Source organism: Bacillus sp. NEAU-242-2 (assembly GCF_027853835.1).
Taxonomy (GTDB): domain Bacteria; phylum Bacillota; class Bacilli; order Bacillales; family Bacillaceae; genus Bacillus; species Bacillus velezensis.
This window is the reverse complement of record NZ_JAPNNY010000002.1, coordinates 874,882-895,286: the sequence shown is the minus strand read 5'-3', so window position 1 is coordinate 895,286 and position 20,405 is coordinate 874,882. Positions and strand designations below refer to the sequence as shown.

Genomic DNA, 20,405 nt, shown 5'->3' with positions numbered 1-20,405 from the left:
AGTTGGAGTATATCGGGAAGAGTGTCATTCGGAAAGAGGCCCTTGAAAAAGTGACGGGTAAAGCGAAATATACGGATGATTTTCAAGAAACAGGGACGTTGCACGCAAAAATGCTGACCAGTCCATATGCTCATGCCGATATTGTGTCGATGGACTTTTCAGAAGCTTGGAAGATTCCCGGTGTGAGAGCGATATTGGGGGATGAACCTTTTCCGCTTGCAGGTGAGGAAATTAAAGACAGATCGCCGATTGCTTACAAAAGGGTCAGATACCATGGTGAGCCGGTTGCTGTTGTTGTTGCGGAAAATCCGATTACAGCTAAAAAGGCCGCGGATGCCATCAAAGTATCCTATAAACCTCTTCCCGTCGTCAATTCCCCCCGTGAGGCCTTTCAAAAGGATGCGCCGCTCGTTCATGAACATGCGGACCGCTATGAGAAGACAAAAGGTGTATTCCCGGTTCCGAAGACAAATATCGCAAACCTGGATAAGGTTAGAAAAGGAAATATTGAAGACGGGTTTAGGGAAAGTGATGTGACAGCAGAATTCCAGATTTCCTTTAACCCTTCTGATCACGCTGCGATGGAAACAAGATGCTCGATTGTTGAAATTCGGGCGGATGAGGAGATTATCATTACCACATCCTCTCAAGCTCCTTTTGCCATTAAAAAATTAATGCAGTGGTATTTTGGAATTGAACCCGGAAAGGTGATCGTCAAAACGCCTTTAGTAGGAGGAGCGTACGGGGGAAAAGCAGCCGTTCAGTTAGAGGTGATTGCCTATTTGGCATCAAAAGCAGTCGGAGGCCGGCCCGTCAAATTGTTTAATACGAGAGAAGAGGATATGATCACATCTCCCGTTCATGTAGGATTGGATGCCATTGTCAAATTAGGGGCCACAAAGAATGGAATTTTAAAGGCGGCGGACATTCAGCTTTTATTTGATGGCGGAGCATACTCTGATAAAGGAGTGGACATCAGCCGGGCTGCGGTGGTTGATTGTACGGGTCCGTACGCTATCGACCATATATCGTGTGATTCATATTGTATGTATACGAATCACCCATATCCAAGTGCATTCAGGGGCTACAGCCATGCTGAAGTGTTATTTGCTTTTGAGCGGACGATGGATGTATTGGCGGAAAAGCTGAACATGGACCCGTTAGAACTTCGCTATAAAAATGCCATTCGCCCCGGTGATACCACACCGACTCAAGTTCTTCTCAATTCAAGCACGGTCGGAAATGTACCGAAATGTATTGAAAGATTGAAGGAATTAATGAATTGGGACGAGGGACAGCGAATTGAAATCGACGGCCGGAAGATACGGGCGAAGGGAATCAGCTGTATTTGGAAAACCTCAACATTTGATACAAATGCAACATCCGGGGTTCTTTTAACCTTTAATCCCGATGGAAGCATTAATTTGATGTCAGGGGTAGTGGAAATTGGAACAGGGACAAAAACAGTGCTAGCCCAAATCTTAGCGGAACGAATGAAAATGGATATAAGCAAAATTCACGTAAAAATGCTTGTAGATACACAAACAACACCCGAGCATTGGAAAACCGTAGGGAGCAGAGGGACGTTAATGGCTGGGAGAGCCGTACTGAATGCAGCGGAGGAAGCCATTCGAAAGCTTAAGGACGCGGCATCATGTGTGTTGCGGGTTCCTGTCGAGGAATTGGAAGTGGCCGACGGAAAGGTTTATTTTATAGATCATCCTTCTGTACATGTTGACATAAAAGACATTGCTTACGGATATACGTTTCCGAATGGAAATACCATTGGCGGCCAAATCATTGCGAGCGGCAATTATACACTAACCCGGATGACGAATTTAGACCGGGAAACGGGAAGAGGAAAGCCGGGACCCGAGTGGGCTGTCGGTGCTCAGGGGATTGAAGTTGAGTTGGATAAACGGGATTATACGTACCGAATTACAAAAGCCTATTCTGTTGTGGATATAGGAACAGTATTGAATGAAAAAGCTGCAAGGGGTCAAGTGATGGGGGGGATGAGTATGGGAATCGCATTCGGAGGAAGAGAAACCTTTGTATTTGATCCGTATGGCAGAGTATTAAATCCTCAGCTTAGAACATACCGCCCCCTTCACTATGGAGAGCAGCCTGAATATATCGTTGAATTTGTTGAAACCCCGCATGTGATTGCGCCTTATGGAGCGCGCGGCGGAGGGGAACACGGACTGCTGGGGATGCCGGCCGCATTGGGAAATTGCCTTTCCGCCGCTTTAGATGTCCAATTGAATCAACTTCCTCTCATTCCCGAACAATTATGGAGAACGCAAGAGGGGTGGAAAGATGATACCGTTTGATTTTGACTATTTTAAACCGAAGACCATTCAAGAAACAATCAATCTATTTCACTCTCTTGCGGCCGAAAAGAAAACACCAATGTATTATTCCGGCGGGACGGAAATTATCACGTTAGGAAGGCTGAATATCGTCTATACGGATACGGTGATAGATATGAACGCGCTTCCGGAATTTCACGCTATCCGTTTTTATGAACGTTATCTGGTGATCGGAGCGGGCGTGTCATTAACGAAACTGGAGGAAGAAAATCCATTTCCGCTTTTAAGTAAAACGGTAAGTGAAATTGCGGATCGGACGTCTCGAAATAAAATCAGCCTGGGCGGAAACATTTGCGGGGGCATCTATTACCGTGAGGCCGTGCTGCCGTTGCTGATTTCTGATAGTTTGCTAGGGATTGCAGGGAGAGCGGGGATTCATTACCGCCCCATAAATAAAGTATTTAACAAGGAAATACAATTGCAAAAAGGTGATATTTTATTTCATATCGTTGTCGATCGAGCGTATGTTGACCAGCCGTTTGTCAGTATCAAAAGAAGACAGCAGTGGAATGTCGGATATCCATTGGTGACAGTCTGTGCGCTGAAAAAAGATGATGAGATCAGAATGGCCTTCAGCGGCGTATGTCCATTTCCGTTTCGTTCTGCTGAAATGGAGGCTGTGCTTAACGATAAAAGCTATTCATTAGAAGATAGAGTGCGCAGGTCTTTACAGTATGTACCCAAACCCGTTCTTGATGATGCGGAAGGCTCAAGTGAATACCGAATATTTGTCTTGCAACATACAATTTTAGATGCCTTACAGGAATTAGAAGGAGGTCCAAATGTCTGATCCTATTACGTTGAAAGTAAATGGCGAGGAAAGACAGATTACGGTCAGACCGGCTGATACTTTGTTATTTGCTCTTCGTCTTCGTCTCGGATTAACTGGTGCAAAACCGGGCTGCTTAAATGGGGATTGCGGCGCCTGTACGGTATTAACGGACGGGGTGCCGATGAAGTCTTGCTTAATGCTTGCGGCAGAAGGGGAAGGAAAGGACATTACGACAATTGAAGGACTGATCAATACGCCGATTCAAAAGGCTTTTATTGAAAAATTCGCGTTTCAATGCGGTTATTGCACACCGGGTTTTCTCATGAATTGCCACGCTTTAGTGAATACTGAGCCGAATGCAAGTGATGACACGATAAAAAATTGGCTGGAGTCCAATATTTGCAGATGTACGGGTTACAGGGAGATTGAAGAAGCGGTTAAATCCGTTTTACATACAGGGAAAGGGACTTCTTAGTTCGCAACCGTAAAAAAAGAGCCCAGAGAATCATCTCTGAACTCCATATTCTTCACTTCATATACCGATACTCCCGCAGTTTCTCCAAAATCGCCACTTCTTTCAGCAGTTCTTCACCGACGTTTGTTTCTTTCACTTTCTTTCGCTCAAGCTCTTTGTCGACTAATCGTTTCACTGTTAAGACGTCGGTTCCGGTGCTCAGCACTTCGGCCTTGGAGTTAAAGTGTTTATGGGCGACGAGCTGCATGCCGTAGGAGTTGTATAAGAGCGTGTAGCCGGCGATGCCTGTTGTGGATTGGTAGGCTTTGGAGAAGCCGCCGTCGATGACGATCATTTTTCCGTTTGCCTTGATCGGATCTTCGCCTTCGATTTCTTTTACCGGTGTATGGCCGTTGATGATATGGCCGTGATCCGGATTGAGGCCGAATTCCTTCAGGATGTTTCGGCAGGTTGCCTCGTCTTCACGCAAATAGTAATACGGGTTTTTCTTTTCTTTATGCGTTTCCTTCTCTTTAATGAAATACCGCTCAAAGGTTGTCATGGCCCGTTTTCCGAAGAGGGAGGAGTATTCGCCTGTCCATAAGTACCACGTCATATCTGTCGCCAGATCATCGGTTTCTTCCGGATGGGCAAAGGCTTCACGTAAGAACCGTTCAAATACATCGAGCAGCTCACGGCCCGCATAAGCTTTATCCTCTATCATCATCGTTTCCATGCTGCCGTTTTCATCGACGGGAATACAGCCGTGAATCAACAGGTTGCCGTTATATTTCAGATACAGGCTGCCTTTTTTCATCATAAAATTCATATGGCGGCCCAGCTTTTCGGAGTGCTGGACAGAAAACAGCAGCTTGTCCATGACTTCTGCTTCTTCTTCTAGCAGCTCGTCAGGCTGTTTGGGATTTACCGTCGCAAAGCAGGTGTTTTCCAGTTGATACGTTTTTCCGTTCAGCGTAATTTCATTGCGGTCATAATCAATCTTTTCCAGTAACAGCCGTTCTTCCATATTAAAGTTCGGCCGTCTCTTAATAATCGGGCTCTCAAGCTTGAATTGAATCATCGCGATCGCCTGATGAATTTTTGTGATTTGTTTAATCTCATCTTCCGGTCTGTTTTCGTCCGCTTTCGGGCGGAAAGACGGGTTATCATCGTAATATTTTTCGGCAAGGTTCAATAGCGGTCTCAGATTGATGCCGTAAACGTCTTCAATAATATCCAGATTGTCATAGCGGGCACAGATGCGGATAATATTTGCCAGGCATACTTTTGAGCCGGAATAAGCGCCTATCCAGAGAACATCATGATTCCCCCATTGAATATCCACTGAATGATAGTTGATCAGTTCTTCCATGATTTTATCCGGCTGCGGTCCGCGGTCGTAAATATCGCCGACCACATGCAGATGGTCGACCACCAATCGCTGCGTGCTGTAGGCAAGACCGGTGATCAGCTTATCGGCCTGGCCGAGCGCAATGATCTGTTCTATGATTTCGGAGTAGTATTGTTCCTTGTTGGCGGCTTGTTCTGTTTTGTACAGCAGCTCTTCGGAAATATAAGCAAATTGGGCGGGCAGTGCTTTGCGCAATTTGGATCGGGTGTACTTGGAAGAACAATAAGAAACGAGCTTAATCATCCGATGAATCGTTTCTTTATACCACTCGTTTAATGCCTCTTTCGTATCAAAGCCATGTTTGATCAACTTCAGTTTGTCTTCCGGGTAATAGACCAAAGCCGCCAATTCATCAATTTCTCTATCGTAAATGACGCCGCTGAAAATATCGCGGATCTTCTCTTTTACTCTTCCTGAACCGTTCCGCAGCACGTGCTGGAATGCCTGGTACTCCCCGTGCAGATCACTGACGAAATGCTCGGTTCCTTTCGGCAGGTTCAGTATCGCTTTCAGATTAATGATTTCCGTGACCACTTTTTCTTCACAATCGTATTTTTGTGCGAGCAGATCTAAATATTTGGTTTCCAATCTCGTCCATCCCCTTTTTATTTACGAGCAATTGTATGATAAAGTGAATTTAAAGTATGACATAATGTTTACATCATTAGACCTTATATGATAGTACCGCATAACGCCTTTTTGAGACAATGAAAACGGAAAATACGGCGCTTCAGGCATCGAAATTGGACCGGGATAACGCCGTGAGCACATCCCCCTATTGACAATGAATTCAACTTCCATTAAAATAAAAAGTTAGCTGATAGTTATTTCTATCGGAAACTTAATACGTAGCAGGCTATGATTGCTGTGGGTCGCACTACAGCAGGAGCGGCTTCTGGAGAGACCGCGGGTTTTCCGCGGCGCCGAAGGGTTCACAATCTCAGGCAAAAGGACAGAAGAGTACCGAATATGTATTTGTCATGCTGTTGATTGTCAGCGGCGCAAATATAATTTGATATTCTTATGACCATGAGATTGGAGGGCATCCAATCTCTTTTTTTATTGGCTTTTTTTGCTCGTCGTTCACTAGAGAGGTAAGGAGGAGTCAGATGTGGAGCAGCGAGAGCTAAAGAGGGACTTATCGAATCGGCATGTGCAGCTGATCGCCATTGGCGGCACGATCGGCACCGGATTGTTTTTAGGGTCCGGTAAGGCGATTCAGCTGGCGGGTCCTTCTATCATCTTTGCGTATTTTATTGTAGGTATTGCGCTTTTTTTCGTCATGCGGGCGCTGGGAGAACTGCTGTTATCTAAAGCGGGGTACCAATCATTAACGGATATAGCCGAGGCGCATTTAGGACCGCGTGCAGCGTTTGTCACCGGCTGGACCTATTGGTTTTGCTGGATTATGACGGCTATGGCGGATGTGATCGCCGTCGGTGTGTATGTGAAATATTGGTTTGATATTCCGCAGTGGATTCCGGCACTTATCTGTTTGCTCATTTTATTAGGGCTTAATCTGTTAACGGTTAAGATTTTTGGAGAATTGGAGTTTTGGTTCGCCTTAATTAAGGTAGTCACGATTCTCGCGTTAATTGTCATCGGGGTGGTTCTGCTGGTGATTGGGTTCAAAACGCATACCGGAACGGTTTCAGCGGCGAATCTGTGGGAGCACGGCGGCTTGTTTCCGAACGGATTTTCAGGCTTTTTACTTTCGTTCCAGATGGTGATCTTCGCCTATGTCGGTGTGGAATTAGTGGGTGTGTCGGCGGCTGAAACGTCAAATCCGAAAAAAAATATTCCGTCCGCGATCAATAAAATTCCATTGCGGATTTTATTTTTCTACGTCGGGGCATTGATCATTCTTTTATGTATTAACCCGTGGATGCAGCTGAATGCAACGGAAAGTCCTTTTGTAAAGACCTTCAGTCTGGTCGGCATTCCGTTAGCCGCGGGAATCATTAATTTTGTCGTATTAACGTCTGCCGCTTCTGCTTGTAACAGCGGGATGTTTTCAACAAGCCGGATTCTGTATAACTTAAGCAAAACGAAACAGGCGCCGGCAAGTTTTGCGAAGCTGAATAAAAATCATGTGCCGAGCCGCGCGTTATGGATATCGGTTATTGTGCTGTCAGCGGGCGCTCTTTTAAGCAAATTGATACCGGAAGCGGCCTTTGGCATCGTGACCACCATCAGCGCGATCTGTTTCATTTGGGTGTGGGGCGTGATTCTTGTCTGTCATATCAGATACAGGAAAACCCGTCCGGACTTACATGCAAGCTCGTCTTTCAAGGCGCCGTTTGCGCCGTTTATCAATTACGCCGTGCTGGCGCTGTTTGCCGTCATTCTGGTGATTATGCTGTTTGCGGTTGCGACGCGCCCGGCTTTGCTGCTGACGCCGCTGTGGTTTATTGGATTATTTCTCATCTATCGGGCGAGAGGGAGAAAGACAGATTGAATTACTTCAGACGGTGTACTGCCATGCAGTATGCCGTTTTAATATAAAAAAGCGCTATCCTGCCTTGTAAGCAGGGTAGCGCTTTTTACATTAATTCCGGATCAAATAATCAAATGCGCCTAAAGCGGCAGTTGCACCTGATCCCATGGAGATAATGATTTGGTTGTACGGGCCGTCTGTGCAGTCCCCTGCGGCAAATAGGCCGGGAACGCTTGTCGCGCCGCTCTTATCGACGATGATTTCGCCGATGCGGTTGCGTTCGACGGTTTCGTCTAACCATTCTGTATTAGGCACGAGACCGATTTGGACGAATACACCTTGGAGTTCAACGTGTTTTTCTTCGCCTGTTTCACGGTCAACGAACGTAATGCCGTTTACGTTTTGGTCGCCTGTGATTTCTTTCGTTTGTGCATTTTTGTGCACAGTGACGTTTGGCAGGCTGTAAAGACGTTTTTGCAGGACTTCGTCTGCTTTCAGTTCAGGCGCGAATTCCAGCACAGTCACGTGATTGACGATACCTGCAAGGTCAATCGCCGCTTCGATTCCGGAGTTTCCGCCGCCGATAACGGCTACGTCTTTGCCTTCAAATAAAGGTCCGTCACAGTGCGGACAGTATGCAACACCTTTGTTTTTGAACTCTTGCTCACCAGGTACGTTGACATTGCGCCAGCGGGCACCTGTTGAAAGGATCACTGTTTTACTTTTCAGTACAGCGCCGTTTTCAAGTTCAAGTTCGAAGAGGTCTTTTTTCTCAAGGCGTTTCGCGCGCTGAAGGTTCATGACGTCAATATCATAATCTTTCACGTGCTCTTCAAGGCTTGCAGCGAGCTTCGGTCCTTCAGTCGCTTTGACGCTGATGAAGTTTTCGATGCTCATGGTGTCGAGTACCTGGCCGCCGAAGCGTTCAGCGACGACACCGGTGCGGATGCCTTTACGCGCCGTGTAGATCGCCGCGCTTGCGCCGGCAGGTCCGCCGCCGACAACAAGAACGTCAAACGGCTCTTTGTCGGCAAACTCAGACGCATCTGCGCCGCTGCCCATTTTCGCGAGAATCTCTTCGATGGTCATACGGCCGCTGCCGAAAGATTCATCGTTTAAGAAAACAGTCGGAACAGCCATGATGTTTTTGCTTTCTACTTCTTCTTTGAATGCCGCGCCGTCAATCATTGTATGTGTGATATTCGGGTTGAGCACGCTCATCATGTTTAATGCTTGGACGACATCAGGGCAGTTGTGGCACGTCAGGCTGATATAAGACTCAAAGCGGTATTCTCCGCTGATGTTCTTAATCTGGTCAATGACCTTTTGATCAGCCTTAGGCGCTCTGCCGCTGACTTGAAGCAATGCCAGCACTAATGATGTAAATTCGTGGCCGAGAGGAACACCGGCGAATGTAACGCCTGTGTCTTCTCCGGTACGATTAACGCTGAAGCTCGGTGTTCTGTTTAATTCAGTTTTTTCAACTGAAATTTTAGATGACATGGAAGCCAGTTCGTCAACGAGAGCCAGCATGTCCTTAGAAATGTCATCGTCACCGGCGCTTACTTTGAGAACAATGTCGTTCTCAATTAGCTGCATGTATTGATTTAATTGTGCTTTGATATTTGCATCAAGTACCAATGGAATGCACTCCTTAGATTTTACCTACCAAATCAAGGCTAGGTGTAAGTGTTTCGCCGCCTTCTTCCCATTTAGCCGGGCAGACTTCACCTGGGTTTTGACGAACGTATTGAGCTGCTTTTACTTTGTTTACTAGGTTGCTTGCGTCACGGCCGATACCGCCTGCATTGATTTCAACTGTTTGGATAACGCCATCAGGATCGATGATGAATGTTCCGCGGTCAGCAAGACCAGTTTCTTCGTCAAGAACGTCGAAGTTGCGGGAGATCGTTTGAGATGGGTCACCGATCATTGCGTAAGTGATTTTGCCGATTTTTTCAGAGCTGTCATGCCAGCCTTTGTGTACGAAGTGAGTATCTGTAGAAACAGAGTATACTTCAACACCTAATTCTTTCAGTGCAGCGTATTGTCCTTGAAGATCTTCAAGTTCAGTCGGGCAAACGAAAGAGAAATCCGCTGGGTAGAAGCAGAAAACGCTCCATTGACCTTTCAAATCTTCGTTTGTTACATCGATGAATTCACCGTTTTTGAAAGCTTTTGCTTCGAATGGCAGTACTTCTTTTCCGATTAAAGACATAATATCTTCCTCCTGAAATGTGATTTGAAATATATTAAAAAGACAAAGCATTCACTTTATCTTTCAATAATAATTCTAATTATATATAGATTATTAAATAACATTTATTTTTTGTCAAGCTATATGGGGTATTATTTTCTGCTTTTTTTGCTTTAGACATTTAAAAACGCCTGGTATAAGCGGTTTGGCGCTGTTTGTCATGTGTAGCGCCGGGCGAAAGGGGGATTCTCAATTGGTGCAGAATAATATCAAGAATCCACCCTCTATATGGTAGTATAAACCAAAGAGGGGACGGTCATGCAAATAAAGTAACTTTGTTCAGGCACACTTTTATGAACGGGCGTTAGGTTTTAAAAAAATGATCAGTCCGGTGTCCAGAATTTAAAGTATATATTTGCGGATGTTCTTATACTAGCCTTACTCATATATCATCATGAGTGATTTTCTGAAAGAGATTTTAGGTGTGAAATGAAGATGGTTTTACGCAGGGGTGTTAGGGACGCAAAAATAATATAAATATCAAGCCAGTTTTAACAAAGACGTTAAATAGGAGTGTAGAAGTTGACCATACCAGGATATCAAGAATTTATGTACCCTTTTTTAAAGATTCTTTCAGATAAAAAGGAGCACAGATTACAAGAATTATACGTGAAATTAGCAAAAGAGTTAAACCTGTCAGAGGAAGATGCAGAAAAATTATTACCCAGCGGAAACCAAAAAGTACTTCATAATCGAATCGGTTGGGTAAGAACTTATTTAAGTAAAGCCGGTTTAATCGACATTGTCAGACGGGGTGTTTTTCAGATCACCAGCGAAGGCTTAGAAATCATTAATGACCCGAGTGTCGCCAGTATAGATAATAGATTTCTAATGAAATATAAGAGCTTTCAGAGATTCAAACAGACGGGTAAAGACAGCAATCAACAGGAAAGTGAGCCGGCGGTTACTTCAGAGCCCAGAACTCCCAATGAAATCATTGAACATAATTATAATGCTGTTAAAAATGAGATTAAAGAAGAGTTACTGAACCAAATATACAAATGTTCTCCTGCTTTTTTTGAAAAACTAGTCGTAGAATTGCTTGTTGCTCTTGGATATGGCGGTTCGTTAACAGATGCAGGCACGGCTATAGGGAGATCTGGAGATGGCGGCATAGATGGAGTTATAAAAGAAGACATTTTAGGGCTGGATATGATTTATCTTCAAGCCAAGAGGTGGAAAGATTCTGTTTCAAGGCCGGAAATACAAAAATTTGCGGGCAGCCTGGATGGGAAAAAAGCGAAAAAGGGTGTGTTTATTACTACATCTGTATTTACTGATGGCGCAAAAGAATATGTTAAAGTGATCGATAAAAAAATTATATTAATTGATGGAGAGAGGCTAACGGATTTGATGTTCAACTATAATGTCGGCGTTAGTTTAGAGAATACTTTTGTTATCAAGAGAGTTGACCTGGATTATTTTGAAGAGTGATTAAAAAGAGGTGCTGTTAAAAACAGCACCTCTTTTTCGGGAAAAAATGGATAATCATCTTTACAATGCTATTTTCGAAACCGATAATAAAAAGACAGTTTAAGTAGCGGTAAATCATTCAAACATAATAAAAAAGGGTGATCAAAAATGGAAGTTAGAAAAACAAAGTTCAATTATTTATACATTGTTTGGTCTGGGCTGACAGTTTTGATTTCAATTATGATCTTCAGAAAATTATTTCCTTTGGCACTTTTTCCAACGGTTCTTCTTTTTTTATCCGTTTACGGATTGTTATTCTTTATGAATTATGGACTTTTTGGGGATTGGAGAAATAGAATCAGGGCTGGGTTAAGGCGCCCGGCAACCATTGGAGAAAAGGAGTACCTTGAAAGGTTAAACGATGAAGTTTTTGTAAGCGTACAAAGACATTACCCTCATGTGAAAAAAGCGGATCTTTTTTTAATAGATGATGAGGGTATTAATGCATTTGCACTGGGGTTTAAAACGATAGGACTGACTTCGGCGGCTATGAGAAATTTAAGTGATGGTGAGCTAAAAGCGGTACTGGCCCATGAGTATGCGCATCTTGCTTTTAAAGACACATTACACCTTGTGATGTTTAATTCCAGTTTTACTATTTTGAGTATCGCACTGTTGCCGCTGTATGTGATGGGATTCTTTATATGTTTTATTCTGGGGTGTATTGAAGGGCTTCTGAACGGCGGATCAAATCCTTCTGTGTCTGGGGGATTATTAAACATATTCTTCAGGCTGGTCGGATGGTGTTACATAACGTACTGCCGTTTGGGGTTTTATTTTGTGAATATCGGAAGCAGAGATTTTGAATATCGGGCAGATGAAGTAGCAGCGAAAGCGGGTTTCGGAGATGAGCTGTTAGAATTTTTCTATCGGCTTGAACGTGAAAATATTGACGTTCGAAAAGGTTTTATCGCTTTATTAGCTTCAACTCATCCCTATACTGCTTACCGAATTGAGAATATTGAATCATTTCTGAACGGAGTCAGACAAGAATATTGATGTATTCATTGTCTTTATAAAGTTAACTGCCATTTGAATAGATGGAAAAAATATAAAGGAGCTGAAAAGGTGGCAATAACAATACCAGAATCAATTAAAAGTACAGCCACATCAGGAGAACGAATTCTGTTTCGTACATTAAAAGATTGGCTTCCTGATGATTATATAGTGTATTACGAGCCGGAAATTCATGGTGTAAGACCCGATTTTATCATTATTGGTCCAGATTTAGGTCTGATCGTACTTGAAGTAAAAGATTATACTAAAAATACATTTTATCATTTTACTAGAGAACAATGGACAATACGAAGCACACAAGGTGATTTACATAGTGTGAAAAACCCTTTCAAACAAGCCCGAGATAATTCTTTTAAAGTTGTTGAGATGTTAGAAAAAGATAAGAATTTAATACAGACAGAAGGAAAATACCAGTTTAAGCTTAAGTTTCCTTATGGATACGGGGTGGTGTTTACACGTTTGAGTGAAATCCAACTGTTAGAAAGCAGAGTTTATGATGTAATTGATCCTGAATTTATTCTTTCACGGGATCAAATCGATCCTGACCATGAACATTTTTCAGGAGATGTAATGGTTGAGAAATTAGTTCAGATGTTCAAAGTTCCTTTCCGTCTTAAAGAGCCTTTAACACATGAGGAAATTAACACGATTCGTTATTATTTGTTTCCGGAAATCCGTCTTGGTGCTGAAGTGAAGGAAACCGTTCCGTATCGGGATCAGCTGCTGCTGTCACTGCGAGATATAAAAACGATGGACTTACATCAAGAAAACATGGCGAAGCAGATTGGTGACAAACATAGGCTGATCCGTGGTGTGGCGGGAAGCGGAAAAACATTAATATTAGCCAGTCGTGCAAAAATGCTTGCGAAGAAACATCCTGATTGGAACATTTTGATACTCTGCTTTAATATTTCTTTGTCTCGAAATATCATTCAAATGGTGCGGTCTATGTACGCGGAGCCGGAAAAAGTATGTGATACTTACTCAGAGGACCACGATGCTCTGCAAGCAGAAGTGCCGGATAATTTACATGTTCGAAATTTTCACCAATGGTTTAAACAAGATCTGCAAATTAATAATGTAGATGATTATATAGAGAATATTGAAATAGCGGAAAAAGTATTGCCAAAGTATGATGCAATATTGATAGATGAAGGTCAGGATTTTGAAGGGAACTGGCTTAAATTAGTCAGCCTTTGTTTAAATCCGGATACGCAGTCATTATTGTTGGTCGAAGATCGAGCGCAGTCGATCTATGGTAATAAGAGGAGTTATATCAAAGAAACAGGTTTTGATTTTAGAGGGAGATCAAAAATTCTGAATATCAATTATAGGAATACGGCACAAATTGTTTCACTTGCATGGGATTTTTATGAAACATTCGCCGATATGCAAAAAAAAGGACAGCAAGAAGGAGAACATATAGAAATTATCTCACCCAAAAGTACAAAACGTAAGGGTCCTGAAGCAGCTCTTATAAGGTGTGACAATATTGAAGATGAGATAAGGATTGTTGCGAAACAAATTTTGAACTTTCATGCGGAAAAGAAAATTCCTTATTCCGAAATTGCTATCTTGTATCGAGCGAATTTGAAGGGGGTAGTTGCATGTATTAAACATACGCTGGACGAGTATGGTATTCCTTTTTATTGGATTACAGAAAGTAAGGATTCGAAGCGGAATTTTAATCCTGAAGAACAAACAGTGAAAATAACTACAATCGACAGCAGTAAAGGACTTGATTTTCAGGCGGTTTTTATTGTTAAAGCAGATCTCATGCCATTAGAAAAAGAAAAAGATAAGGACCGTGAAGTGCCTCTTATGTATATCGGCATGACTCGATCAAAGCAATATCTTTGCATTACATATTCAGGTGAATCAGATTACACAAATTATTTCGATAAGAGAAGAGAGCTTATACCCCAAATAACTGCCACGATGAATCATTGAATTAAAGTTAATTAGATAAACCATTTAATATATGTAATCTGCTTAACTGTTAAATATTTAAGGAAGCAAACAGTAGGAATCAACCCCTCTATATGGCAGTATAAACCAAAGGGGGTATGATCATGCAAATAAATCACATTACTTTGTACAGTTGTGCGTTGGAGGAGACGAAACACTTCTATGAACGAGTGTTAGGTTTTCCTTTAATTGATGAGTCCGGTGATTCGTTTACCATCAAGGCGGGGGAAAGTGAGTTGGAATTCAGGCGCGCCGATTCTCACTCTCATCCGACGTATCATTTCGCGTTTAATATTCCGAATAATCGTTTTGATGAGGCGAAGGCGTGGATAAAGGATAAAGTCGTTTTTCAAACGGAAGATGGGGAGGATGAGGTGTATTTCTCTCATATTCAGGCGCGTTCCTTTTATTTCAAAGATCCGTCCAACAACCTGGCGGAATTCATCGCGAGAGACACATCGCCGGAAAGCGCGGAACGTTTTTCGATTGGGTCCGTCCTGAATATCGGCGAGGTGAATCTGACGGCTGCCGAGGTGGTATCGACGGGGAAGGAGCTGCAGCGTTTCGGCATTCCGGTGAGAAAGCATGCGCCTCTTAGTGAAAACGGGTTTCATTTTATGGGTGATTACAATGATGGGGCGTTTTTACTTTTAGGGCCGAGCGGCCGCCGCTGGATTTTTTCTGATCAGCATGCGGAGTTCCATCGGCTGTCTGTCATTGTGAACGGGACGATCCGCATTGAGGCTGACGGAGAAGGCGGCATTGACATCAGGCGGGCACAGCCGTCATAAAAAAGCCCGGGCTCAAAGGCCCGGACTTGGGGACATTATTTATAAACAACCCGGGTGCTGCACATGATGTCGTGCAGCGTTTTTTTCTCTCCGAAGGCACCCATGATGAATCCGATATAAAGAATGAGCTTAGATATGATATATGCGAAAGCGCGTCCGAAGGCCTGGCCGATGGAAATGCGTCCGCCATCTTCATTGACGACCTTAAGGCCGAGCAATGCTTTTCCCAGGGTCCCCTGCATCTTTGAGGCTGTGAGCAGGCTGAAATATAAGATGCTGATCACAATAGAGCTCACAAGAATCGGAATGACGCCGAACACCAGAAAAGAGATGTTAAACTGGTTTTCGGTCATGAAGGGGTCAGCCGCCGCAACGCCTGCCGCAAATAAAAAAGAGACCATAAATTGAATGATAAAAATCGGAATTCCTATGATGATTTGATCAATGACGTAAGCCAGAAACCGAATCCAAAATCCTGCCGGTCTTTCCATGTATCTTTTTCTCTCCCTTGCTTTAATCTGGAATATTATACGTAATCATTCCGGATTTTGCAACGGAGCTTAGGCTTCTGCGAGCAGCCTCTTTCCCCATGCCAAGCGTCCCATGATCAGCCCGAAAGCCAGAAGGGCAAACATGATGCCGCACCACATCAGCTGATGGATTCCCAAATGTGAAATAAACCAGCCGCCCGCCGCCGTTCCGATGGTGATGCCGAGGTTGGAAAAAGAGACAAACAGGCTGTTGCCGAATTCAGGCGCCTCCTTTGCTTCCGCAGTAAGCCATGTCTGGCTGACAATGAGACCGCCGGAATGAACGGCGCCCCATACGAAGACGAGGACAGCCATCGGCGCGAAAGACGTCCCAAACCCGTATATGAGCAAGTAGGCGGCTGTATAAAGAAGCGGAAACAGGATGACGGTCTTTTTCATATTTTTATATAACAAAGCACCGAAGACGAAATTCCCGGCTATCATAATCACCCCGAAACTCATCAGCATGAAGCTGACCCATGTGCCGTTCATATGGGACACCCGCCCGAGGTACTCCGCAAAATAGCTGTAGACAGAAAACATGGCCGCAAAGAGACAGGTGACGGCAGCGATATTGAGCCACAAAGCCGGTTTGCGAAGAATGCCGAGCTGGCTACTGAAAGACATTTTTTCTGTGACCGGCATGGATGGCAAAAAGAGAAGAATGCCCGTGAACGCGATGAGACTGATGATAGCGCCGAATAAGAAGGCGGATTCAAGGGAGAGACGCTCCGCCAGATAGGACGTGAAAGGCACGCCGAACGCAAAGCCGGCGGTGATGCCTGAAAAGACTTTCGTTACGGCTTTTCCGGATTGGCCGGCGGGGACAAGCCGGGCCGCGGCCGCAAGCGCTACAGAAAAGAACACCGGGTGGCATAAAGCCGGAATGATCCGAAACGCCAGCATGACACTGAAATGCGCCGTATACGCGTAGACCGCATTTGAAACGGCAAACATCAGCACCGCTAAAAGCAGAATGTATTTCCGGTTTATACCTGAAGCAAGCAAGGTCAAAAACGGTCCCGACACAGCGACGATGAACGCGAAAATACTGACAAGCCATCCCGCTTTTGAAGCAGAAATATGAAATCTGTCCGCCACTTGCGGAAGAACCCCGATGATGCCCATCTCGGTCGTAATAATCCCGAAAACCCCTAGTGCCAAAAATAGAATGAAGATGGAACTGCTTTTTTTCATTGTTATGTATGCCTCCTTTTATAACTACATATATAGAAAAATAGATATGTTAGAACAAAAAAAGCCCTCCTTTCATGGTTATAGCTGGTGCTGGACATAGTCAGCAAAGGCTTTAATTTGTTTTTCATTTCTTCTGTAATAGGTCCATTTTCCGATTCGTTCGGATTCCAGCAGGCCGGCTTTTTGCATGGTCAGCAGGTAGCTGGAGATGACGGACTGCGCAAGCCCCGACTTTGCCTGAATATCACCGACGCAAATTCCGGTGCGGAAACTGAGTCCCTGCTCAAGATAAGGCCTTTCATCAAAATGGTCTTCCGGGTGTTTAAGCCACGTCATAATATCACTTCGTGTTTTGTTAGATAACGCTTTATGAATCAATATCGGTTCCATAACGTTTATTATATCTATTTTTCTGGATTTGTAAATTCGTTTTTAACAAAACATTCTCAAAATAACTAAATATCGTGCTAAAATATAACATATTATCAGATTACCGGTAAAAAAGCCGGGTTATTGTCAGGAGGATATTCACATGAATCAAAAGAAAAAAGGTGCGGTTGCGGTGACCTTGCTTTCCGCTCTGATGTTTTGTTTATTGCCGGTCCTCGTATCGCTTTCTCCGCTTGCAGAAACGGGGCCGAACGCGAATCGTTTTAATTCCGCGGGCATGTGGGCCGCCGTCGGTCAGATCCTTGTTATATATGCGGTCCCGCTCATTATGTATATTCTCGGTGTTCGTGGCATGAAAATCATCATGGCCGTTTTTTGCGGAATCGGGCTTATCATTTGCGCGGCTGTCTTGTTGGTGGCGTTATTGACCGCAATTTCCTTAGGGCAAGAGCTGTCTCTTTATTACGGCCTTTTCGTTTGGTCAGGCGCGGCTTTCATCGTCAATGTGGTGTGGTATATTGCCGCGTTTCGTTCCTCCCCGAAGCATCAGCAGGCTATGTGACATTTGTTCTATAAATCTACCGAAAATACAAATATTTCATAGGATGATTATGGTATGATGAAAGCGGTATAGCAGTTTTTAATAGAAACGGGAGGAACTGACATTGAAAAAAAAGACAGCTTCATTGCGAATGAAAACATTGGCGGCCGGCGCTGCGGTTGCTGCGGCTTTATCTGTGGGGGCGGTTTCTGATCTGCCGGGGGCAAAATGGCTGCATCCGGCCGCTGCTCAAGCTGCGGAAACGGTATTTAAACAAAATCATGCGGCATCCGGTTTCTTGGCGGGACGGTATGACGCGCAGGCGATGTCTCCGACGATGTTCAACTGGTCAAGAGAAAGCCGGTTTACAAGCACTGCCGATGGCGCGTTAAAATGGGAAAAGAATGTTCCGGCCACCCCTCAAAACGGTGCGGGAGCCGCGGTTGACGGGGACGGCACCGTATTTATTCAATCAAAGGACGGGAAGCTGACGGCGTATCATTCGGACGGTACTGTGAAATGGGTGACGGAAAACCTCGGGACGACCTATACGCTGACTCCGGTGCTCGGAACAAACGGTGTCATTTATCTTCCTTCTCACGATAAAAAACTGTATTTCATCGACAAAGAAACCGGAAACATTTTAACATCGGTTCCGCTGAGCGGAGCGCCGAGTTCCGATGCGGCTATCGGCTCTGACGGCACGCTGTATGTGTCGACGCTGGATAACTATATCTATGCGATTAAACCGACGTCGCCTTCGACATGGACGCAGAAGTGGAAGTTTAAAACAAACGGCGTGGTCGGTTCCGCTCCCGTGTTAGCATCAAACGGCACTCTGTATACGGCAACGTACAATAATATCTTTTACGCGATCAATTCCGGAACGGGCCAAGTGAAATGGTCAAAAACGACGTCCAACGGGTTTAAAGGTTATCCGGTTATTGATAGAGACGGCACCGTTTACGCCGGAAATCAGGACGGCAACTTATACGCCTATACATCAACGGGTGCTGTAAAGTGGACGTTCCCGTTAAACGGTTTCTCCAGCTCTTCATTAGCGATCGACCATAACGGCAATGTGTATATCGGTTCGGGAAGCGGCGAGCTGTTTTCCATCAGCAAAACCGGTAATATGAACTGGTCTTTCTATACGGACGGGCCTGTGAGAACGGCGCCGCTGATTGATGCGGACGGCAATGTGTACTTCGGTTCTGACGATAAAAATGTCTATGCGGTTGACGCTGACGGTAATGAAAAATGGCGCTATCAAACAGACAGCAATGTCATTTCCTCCCCGGTTCTGGCTGAAGACGGCACGCTTTATGTCGGTACTTATACGAAACTGCTCGCATTCGGGGCAAAAAAATAATAAAAAAGAATCCGCGTGCGCGGATTCTTTTTTATTTAGAGGCTTGAATAAATACGCCTTTTTCATGAGAGAATTCTTTAAAGCCGTACACACCGTGATATGAACCGATCCCGCTCGTATTGACACCGCCGAACGGAAGGTTGACGTCAGTGAAATGAACGACGACATCATTGACAGAAGCGTTGCCGGACGTCGTATGCTGCAGAACATAATCGATCAGCTCCTGATTATGGCTGAATACATACAAGGCAAGCGGCTTGTCCCGTTCAGTGATGTAATCAACGGCTTCACTGATATCTTCGTAATTCATAATCGGCAGAATCGGTGCGAAGATTTCTTCCTGCATGATCTTCATATCAGGCGTGACGTTTGTCAGCACGGTCGGAGAAATCGTGCGGTCATGCGCATCGAATACGCCGCCGAACGCCGTTTTCGCCCCTTTTTCAATGGCATCATCATACAGGGCTTTGACACGGTTAAAGTTGCGGTCGTTGACAATCTGCGTGAATTTGTTGCGGTCAACCGTATGATCATCCTCCATAAAACCTGCATTGACAATGGTCTGGAGAAGATCTGTAAAGGTGTCCTGTACATCTTCCTTCATAAGGAGATAGTCAGGAGCGATACATGTTTGCCCCGCATTGACAAATTTGCCGACGGCGATTTTTTTCGCCGCGTCCATCAAATCATAGCCGCTGTCGATGATCGTCGGGCTCTTTCCGCCAAGCTCAAGCGTGACGGACGACAAATGCTTCGCCGCTGCCGTCATGACGATTTTACCGACATTTGTGCTTCCGGTGAAGAAAATGTGGTCAAACGGCTGGTCGAGCAGTTCTGTCGCGACATCGACCTCACCTTCAAAAATGGCGACTTCTTCTTCGTGAAATGCCTCGCGAATAACTGTCGCGGCGATATGGCTCGTCTCCATCGTAAAATCGGACAGCTTCACAATCGCGCTGTTTCCCGCCGCAATGGCAGCCGCAAGCGGAGCCATCGTCAGCATAAACGGATAATTCCATGGGCCGAGAATTAAGGTAAGGCCTTTTGGCTCGTACATTAATACGCCGTCAGCATCGGGGCTGACGGATGAGCCGACGCGTTTCGGCGCCATCCAGGTGTCGAGATTGTTCATATTATCTTTAATCGCCTTGATTGTTCCCTGCGTTTCCGCTCTTTTCACCTCATGATAAGGCTTGCGGACGTCCCGTCTGATCGCCTCGATGATTTCTTCTTCATGTGCGGTGACGGCATCTAAAAAGCGCTGAAGCTTTTCTCTGCGCTGCCCGGCTGTTGAAGCACGCAGCGTTTTTTGATTTTTTTTCTGAAGCGCAAAGACGCGTTTGATGTCTGCTTTTATATGCTGATCCATCGGTCTTCCTCCTCTGGTTGCTTTTTTGTTTCTTCAGGGCCTATTATAATGTGA

Annotated in this window: 17 protein-coding genes and 1 riboswitch; of the genes, 10 read left to right on the top strand and 7 right to left on the bottom strand. The window is 44.6% G+C overall.

From position 1 onward, the window contains the following. Positions 1–2 precede the first annotated feature (2 nt). The 3 genes from OWN49_RS09490 to OWN49_RS09480 are packed head-to-tail and all read left to right on the top strand — an operon-like array spanning position 3 to position 3,619. Positions 3–2,333 (top strand): xanthine dehydrogenase family protein molybdopterin-binding subunit, encoded by a 2,331-nt coding sequence (locus OWN49_RS09490; protein ID WP_176283621.1) that lies wholly within the window; start codon positions 3–5, stop codon positions 2,331–2,333. After that, complete coding sequence (locus OWN49_RS09485; protein WP_176283620.1) at positions 2,320–3,162, top strand: FAD binding domain-containing protein; 843 nt, start codon at positions 2,320–2,322, stop codon at positions 3,160–3,162. Before OWN49_RS09490 ends, OWN49_RS09485 begins: the two co-directional genes overlap by 14 nt. Further along, positions 3,155–3,619: a (2Fe-2S)-binding protein gene (locus tag OWN49_RS09480; protein ID WP_014419315.1), complete on the top strand. Its 465-nt coding sequence runs from the start codon at positions 3,155–3,157 to the stop codon at positions 3,617–3,619. The genes OWN49_RS09485 and OWN49_RS09480 overlap by 8 nt, the downstream gene beginning before the upstream one ends. A 52-nt stretch (positions 3,620–3,671) precedes the next feature. On the opposite strand, the gene fbp is transcribed toward OWN49_RS09480, so the two are convergent. After that, positions 3,672–5,597: a fructose-1,6-bisphosphatase gene (gene fbp / locus OWN49_RS09475; protein WP_015387465.1), complete on the bottom strand. Its 1,926-nt coding sequence runs from the start codon at positions 5,595–5,597 to the stop codon at positions 3,672–3,674. A gap of 297 nt (positions 5,598–5,894) precedes the next feature. Continuing rightward, positions 5,895–5,975: riboswitch (glycine riboswitch) on the top strand. Positions 5,976–6,120: 145 nt separating this feature from the next. Between fbp and OWN49_RS09470 the strand changes: the two genes are divergently transcribed. Further along, positions 6,121–7,467, top strand: coding sequence for an amino acid permease (locus OWN49_RS09470; protein ID WP_176283619.1), 1,347 nt, complete (start codon positions 6,121–6,123; stop codon positions 7,465–7,467). Between the two features lie 90 nt (positions 7,468–7,557). Here the strand turns inward: OWN49_RS09470 and ahpF are convergent, their stop codons facing one another. Continuing rightward, positions 7,558–9,087 (bottom strand): alkyl hydroperoxide reductase subunit F, encoded by a 1,530-nt coding sequence (ahpF, locus tag OWN49_RS09465; RefSeq protein WP_173612891.1) that lies wholly within the window; start codon positions 9,085–9,087, stop codon positions 7,558–7,560. Positions 9,088–9,100: 13 nt separating this feature from the next. Continuing rightward, entirely contained in the window at positions 9,101–9,664 is a 564-nt protein-coding gene (gene ahpC / locus OWN49_RS09460) for an alkyl hydroperoxide reductase subunit C (RefSeq protein ID WP_004393188.1), read from the bottom strand. 561 nt (positions 9,665–10,225) lie between these two features. Here ahpC and OWN49_RS09455 point away from each other — a divergent pair. From OWN49_RS09455 to OWN49_RS09440, 4 genes are all read left to right on the top strand, one after another. Beyond that, positions 10,226–11,137, top strand: a complete 912-nt coding sequence (locus OWN49_RS09455; protein ID WP_077723081.1) for a restriction endonuclease — start codon at positions 10,226–10,228, stop codon at positions 11,135–11,137. Positions 11,138–11,284: 147 nt separating this feature from the next. Beyond that, positions 11,285–12,175, top strand: a complete 891-nt coding sequence (locus OWN49_RS09450) for a M48 family metalloprotease (protein ID WP_102422105.1) — start codon at positions 11,285–11,287, stop codon at positions 12,173–12,175. A gap of 69 nt (positions 12,176–12,244) precedes the next feature. After that, positions 12,245–14,143 carry a 3'-5' exonuclease gene (locus OWN49_RS09445; RefSeq protein WP_077723079.1) on the top strand — a complete coding sequence of 633 codons (1,899 nt, stop codon included), beginning with the start codon at positions 12,245–12,247 and terminating at the stop codon, positions 14,141–14,143. 122 nt (positions 14,144–14,265) lie between these two features. Then, entirely contained in the window at positions 14,266–14,952 is a 687-nt protein-coding gene (locus OWN49_RS09440) for a VOC family protein (RefSeq protein WP_077723078.1), read from the top strand. Between the two features lie 35 nt (positions 14,953–14,987). Here OWN49_RS09440 and OWN49_RS09435 read toward each other — a convergent pair whose 3' ends face one another. From OWN49_RS09435 to OWN49_RS09425, 3 genes are all read right to left on the bottom strand, one after another. Next, a complete protein-coding gene (locus tag OWN49_RS09435) occupies positions 14,988–15,443 on the bottom strand; it encodes an RDD family protein (protein ID WP_032858716.1) in 456 nt (151 codons plus the stop codon). A gap of 69 nt (positions 15,444–15,512) precedes the next feature. Beyond that, complete coding sequence (locus OWN49_RS09430; RefSeq protein ID WP_077723077.1) at positions 15,513–16,679, bottom strand: MFS transporter; 1,167 nt, start codon at positions 16,677–16,679, stop codon at positions 15,513–15,515. A gap of 78 nt (positions 16,680–16,757) precedes the next feature. Beyond that, the gene (locus OWN49_RS09425; RefSeq protein WP_015240918.1) at positions 16,758–17,069 is read right to left on the bottom strand and encodes an ArsR/SmtB family transcription factor; all 312 of its coding nucleotides are present in this window, start codon (positions 17,067–17,069) and stop codon (positions 16,758–16,760) included. Between the two features lie 142 nt (positions 17,070–17,211). On the opposite strand from OWN49_RS09425, the gene OWN49_RS09420 reads away from it, so the two are divergent. Beyond that, complete coding sequence (locus OWN49_RS09420; RefSeq protein ID WP_004393203.1) at positions 17,212–17,631, top strand: DUF5391 family protein; 420 nt, start codon at positions 17,212–17,214, stop codon at positions 17,629–17,631. 130 nt (positions 17,632–17,761) lie between these two features. After that, positions 17,762–18,982, top strand: a complete 1,221-nt coding sequence (locus tag OWN49_RS09415; protein ID WP_109955233.1) for an outer membrane protein assembly factor BamB family protein — start codon at positions 17,762–17,764, stop codon at positions 18,980–18,982. Positions 18,983–19,013: 31 nt separating this feature from the next. Here OWN49_RS09415 and OWN49_RS09410 read toward each other — a convergent pair whose 3' ends face one another. After that, entirely contained in the window at positions 19,014–20,351 is a 1,338-nt protein-coding gene (locus OWN49_RS09410; protein WP_004393206.1) for an aldehyde dehydrogenase family protein, read from the bottom strand. Positions 20,352–20,405 lie beyond the last annotated feature (54 nt).